The sequence below is a fragment of the Puniceibacterium antarcticum genome (genome assembly GCF_002760615.1).
GTDB lineage: Bacteria > Pseudomonadota > Alphaproteobacteria > Rhodobacterales > Rhodobacteraceae > Puniceibacterium > Puniceibacterium antarcticum.
Genome location: NZ_AWWI01000065.1, coordinates 1 through 4,206, shown reverse-complemented (window position 1 = coordinate 4,206; position 4,206 = coordinate 1). Strand labels below are relative to the sequence as shown.

3 protein-coding genes and 2 pseudogenes are annotated in these 4,206 nt (G+C 55.8%); 2 read left to right on the top strand and 3 right to left on the bottom strand.

Annotated elements, in window-relative coordinates:
* Positions 1–75 precede the first annotated feature (75 nt).
* Positions 76–1,053 (top strand): GlxA family transcriptional regulator, encoded by a 978-nt coding sequence (locus tag P775_RS10080; RefSeq protein WP_099910887.1) that lies wholly within the window; start codon positions 76–78, stop codon positions 1,051–1,053.
* A 269-nt stretch (positions 1,054–1,322) separates the two neighbouring features.
* Here the strand turns inward: P775_RS10080 and P775_RS10070 are convergent, their stop codons facing one another.
* Positions 1,323–1,949 (bottom strand): LysE family translocator, encoded by a 627-nt coding sequence (locus tag P775_RS10070; RefSeq protein ID WP_099910885.1) that lies wholly within the window; start codon positions 1,947–1,949, stop codon positions 1,323–1,325.
* Positions 1,950–2,011: 62 nt separating this feature from the next.
* Between P775_RS10070 and P775_RS10065 the strand changes: the two are divergent.
* Positions 2,012–3,093, top strand: a pseudogene (locus P775_RS10065) (transposase family protein); the annotation flags it as partial.
* A 97-nt stretch (positions 3,094–3,190) separates the two neighbouring features.
* Here the strand turns inward: P775_RS10065 and P775_RS10060 are convergent.
* Both P775_RS10060 and P775_RS10055 read right to left on the bottom strand, forming a co-directional pair.
* Positions 3,191–3,484 (bottom strand): DUF6916 family protein, encoded by a 294-nt coding sequence (locus tag P775_RS10060; protein ID WP_099910884.1) that lies wholly within the window; start codon positions 3,482–3,484, stop codon positions 3,191–3,193.
* A 295-nt stretch (positions 3,485–3,779) separates the two neighbouring features.
* Positions 3,780–4,206: pseudogene (locus P775_RS10055) on the bottom strand (transposase); the annotation flags it as partial.

The following is a 4,206-nucleotide window of genomic DNA, read 5'->3' as shown; positions in this document are numbered from 1 at the left end:
CGGCAAAACTCAAACCCGGAGTCTCGCTCACGCTGGATAAAAGTTGGGGGCAACGTCACTGTCTAATATGTCAGTATGGCATCAAATATAGACACTACACAAAAAACCCGCTCCATCGACGTCTTGCTCTTTGATGATGTCAATCTACTGGATGTCTCTGGTCCAGTTCAGGCTTTCGATACAGCCATGGTGAATGGTGAAAAGCGGTACGATGTTCGGTATGTTTCCATTGATGGAGGTCATGTCAGGGCGGGTTGCGGATTACGTATGATTCCTGATGCAGCGCTATCGTCAGAAACCACGCGCGATGATCTTTTGATCCCGGGTGGGGCAGGTGTAAATGCGCTGATCTCCAATAGTATGGTCTGCGAAGTCGTTGCTAACCATCTCAACCGCAAGCTCAACGGGCGTGTCATCTCGATCTGTTCTGGCGCATTACTGCTTGCTGCGGCAGGCGTGTTGGATGGACGGGCAGCAACAACACATTGGTCACGTTTGGCAGATACCAAAAAATATGACCGCGTGTTGTGGGACCTTGATCAGATTTCTACCGCGCAGGACCGCGTTTTCACGTCAGCAGGTGTGACGACGGGTATCGACCTCGCCCTTTCCATCATTCGCGCAGACTGCGGCGCGACGGTTGCGTTGGCAGTCGCACGCGAGCTGGTTATACAGTTGCGGCGCACAGGCGGACAAAGCCAATACGCCATTCATTTGGCAGGGCAATTCACCAAAGACGATGCGCTAACCCAACTGATCGAACAGGTCGTCGCCGAACCACATTTAGACTGGTCACTGGATGCATTAGCTCAAGCCGCAGGTATGAACCCACGGACACTGTCACGTCACTTCAAACGCGATCTGCAAGAAAATCCTGCGCAGTTCGTGGAGCGAATACGTATTGATCATGCAAGGGGGCTGATGGCTGACAAACTACCGTTGAAGCAAGTTGCACAGCTCAGCGGTTTTGGCGACCTTCAACGCATGCGCCGCGCCTTTCAGCGCAGGTTTGGAGACCATGTAAGTGAATACATGAACTCATTTGTGACGTAAGATTACCTGACCGGAAGCCGACATTCGCGAAACCGCAGCGAAATGGTGCTTTGTCCGCACTGTTACCGCTCGCCCTCCGGTTTGACGCTGATTTCGTTTGCAAGTGCAGCGAGGGTCGGCAGTGAGCCCATTTCGACCGATGCTGCGGGTAGCATGGACGGCGGCTTTGGCGGATTGCGCTGCGGTCGCAGCATGGTGTTCCTAAAGGAGGAAAGGACGCTGCTGCAACGGCCGAACCGTTTCATTCAGACTTCCTGAATAGGCGCACCCTATCGTTCGGCGGTGACGCTCGCCATTTTGATGCCCGCGAAAATAAGGGCCGCCCCGGCCGTTCTGTTGATCAGACCGACGATCCAGGCGCGCAGGCCGCCGTTGGCAAGCGTGTCCCCCAGCCTCGCATAGGCCGAGTAGATCACAAACTGCATCGCAGCCCCCGTCAGCCCCATCACGATAATCTGCGGCGCAATCGGCGCGGCGGTGTCGAGAAACTGCGGCAGGATGGCCGCGAAGAAGAGAAGTACCTTGGGATTGGCAAACTCCACGACAAAGCCTTGCGAAAAGAGTGCCTTCCGAGACCTCACCTTGCCCGTCTGCGCGACCGAGAGCCCACCTGACCGACTGAGCAAGGCGGTTAAGCCGAGATAGACAAGGTAGCCGACACCAACCCATTTGATGATTTGGAAGATAAGTTTGGACGCGAGGATGAGAGCAGCCAGCCCAGTCGCTGACATAACGAAGTAGATAGCCGTTGCTACCATCATCCCGAACATCTGGAAAACCGTCCTGCGCCATCCGTTCGTCGCGCCTTGCGACGCTACGAGGAGCGCAGACGTACCGGGCGACGCGATCACGACGGCCTGTGTCGTCGCGAAGATCAAGAATGCCTGAAGTTCCATCGCTTCCTCTCCTTGCTGGGTGAGAACAACAAAGGAACCTACCATCTCAGGAGTCAACGGATCAAAACAGTTCCGCGAGGTATGACCGCAGCCTGTCACGCATTGCTGTGGACACGACGGTTATGGAGAAGAACATCGCCCATCCGCCGCCTCTCGGTGATTGCTCGCAATCACCTGCCGGGAAATGGATGCACGCCTGTATGAAAAGGCCAGCCGCCAGCTTGTCACCCTGGCTGGCGAAGGCGGGATCACGCTGCGACAGAACGACAATCGACTGGCTCCGCACTTGGCGATGCAGATCGGGCGCTATGCCCATGCCCGGCACTTTAAGCGCATGCGTAAAGCGCTGAAAATGCTGAAGGGCTACACCGGCCGCATCCTGCGAGATATACGTCGCCAATTGGATGCGATCCCCCAAAGTCCCTTCCGCGAGCATGTTCTGGACACCCTCGTGCTCGTCGGTCGCCTGCTGCATCAAGGACCCAGAAGCCGTGGCAAGATTTACGCCCTGCAGGAACCTGAGGTCGACTGCATCCGGCGACCGGCAGGTGATGCTCTGCATCACCGAGAGGGACCAAAGGCAAGGCCCGCAAGCGCTATGAGTTCGGCACCAAGGTCAGCCTGGCCACCACCATCGACGCGGGCTTTGTCGTCGGCATGGGGTCCCTGCCGGGCAATCCCTACGATGGCCATACCTTGGCCGAAGCCCTCGAGCAGGTCACGATCCTGACGGGTCAGACCCCGGATCTGGCCGTGGTGGATCGCGGTTATCGGGGCCTCGGAGTCTCGGGCACGAAAGTCCTGATCAGCGGCACGCGCCGCGGCCTGACGCCGAAGCTGAGGACGCTGCTACGACGGCGCAGCGCCATAGAACCAGAGATCGGACACATGAAAACCGATGAACGCCTGTCACGCTGCCCGCTCAAAGGGATGTTCGGCCCCTCTCGGGCATGTAAACATGCCCTGCCGGGCAGTGGACGCGATATTCGCCGTGCTTTGTGGCTGCGGCCACAACATCCGCAAGATCCTCGCCCACCTTAGGGCTTTGTTGACCCTCGTCCTGGCCGCATTCCGCGTTGCCGTTACTGACAGGATCACTCCAGAAAACTGCTATCTCGTCGACGGATCAGGTTGTTCAGTCTGATCTCAGTAAGAACGCTAAATATAGAGTGACTTGTCCAAGAGATCACACGTTGCAAATCAGGACCAGTTTCGAACCCCGAAATACATTGACTGAATACCTAGGTAAAAATCGCCTCGTATTGTATACTTTCATCCTTCTTCGCAATGGGGACCAAGAAAATATCTTGTTTTCCGATCTGCTCCTGCGCAAGTCGATAGGTTGCCTGTGGCAGAACAGGAGTCAGAGGTCCTTGCCAAATCACGGAAAATGCACCTCCCGTGCGTTCTGCAAAGCCAAGTTTCTTGACCTCCACCAACTCTAACCGAACTGTAGGTTCACAGGAAATGATCGTAAATTGTGCCCCCTTCATCAGGTCGAAATCATCAGCACCCATCGTATTAAAATCAAACATTTTGATAGCACTTTCTTGTTGATCAGAATCGCTCTCACTTTTAAATAAAATCTATTAATCTGTCAGGATTTATTACGTCAATCGGATGAAAGACATGATTTCCCTTTGTATATCCTAGAGATTTATGTCCCAGCATCTAGATGCTGGGGTTGCGATGAAGGCTTTTGGCAATGATTATTATTTGTCGCGTGAACTGGTGCAACTCGACCATGCGATTGTGCCGATCCCTCCCGACGAGTCTGTTGCACAAATCAGCTGATGGACTGGGCCACCCTTTTGCCAGAGGGATTCCTACCACGGCTTTTGTGACAGCAATGCCACGCGCGGTGTCGCCGTTCAGGATCGCGTTGCGCACCTGAACCTGCGCGACCTGTCGCTCGAAGTCCAGTGCCATGAGGCGCTGGCCCAGCAGTTTCATGGAATGCATCCTTGTCTCGACCCGGCTCCGTCGGTGGTCTCCGCTCCCGTCCCGCCAGAGTGCGCGGCCCAGATGCTTCGATGCGCGACGCGCGTCGTTTCTGGCGACTGCGCCAGCTGTGCCCGGGTTCCATGACCTGTCATTTCTGCGTGGCGGAATGACTGCGGACGCACCGCGGTCCGCGATGGCATTATGGCATCGCGTGTCAAATGCGCCATCCACAGTCACGCTACCTGTTGATCACGCGGGATCTGGTCGGGAAGATCAGACAACATCGGAGCATCCCCGGTGTTGCTGCCGGTGA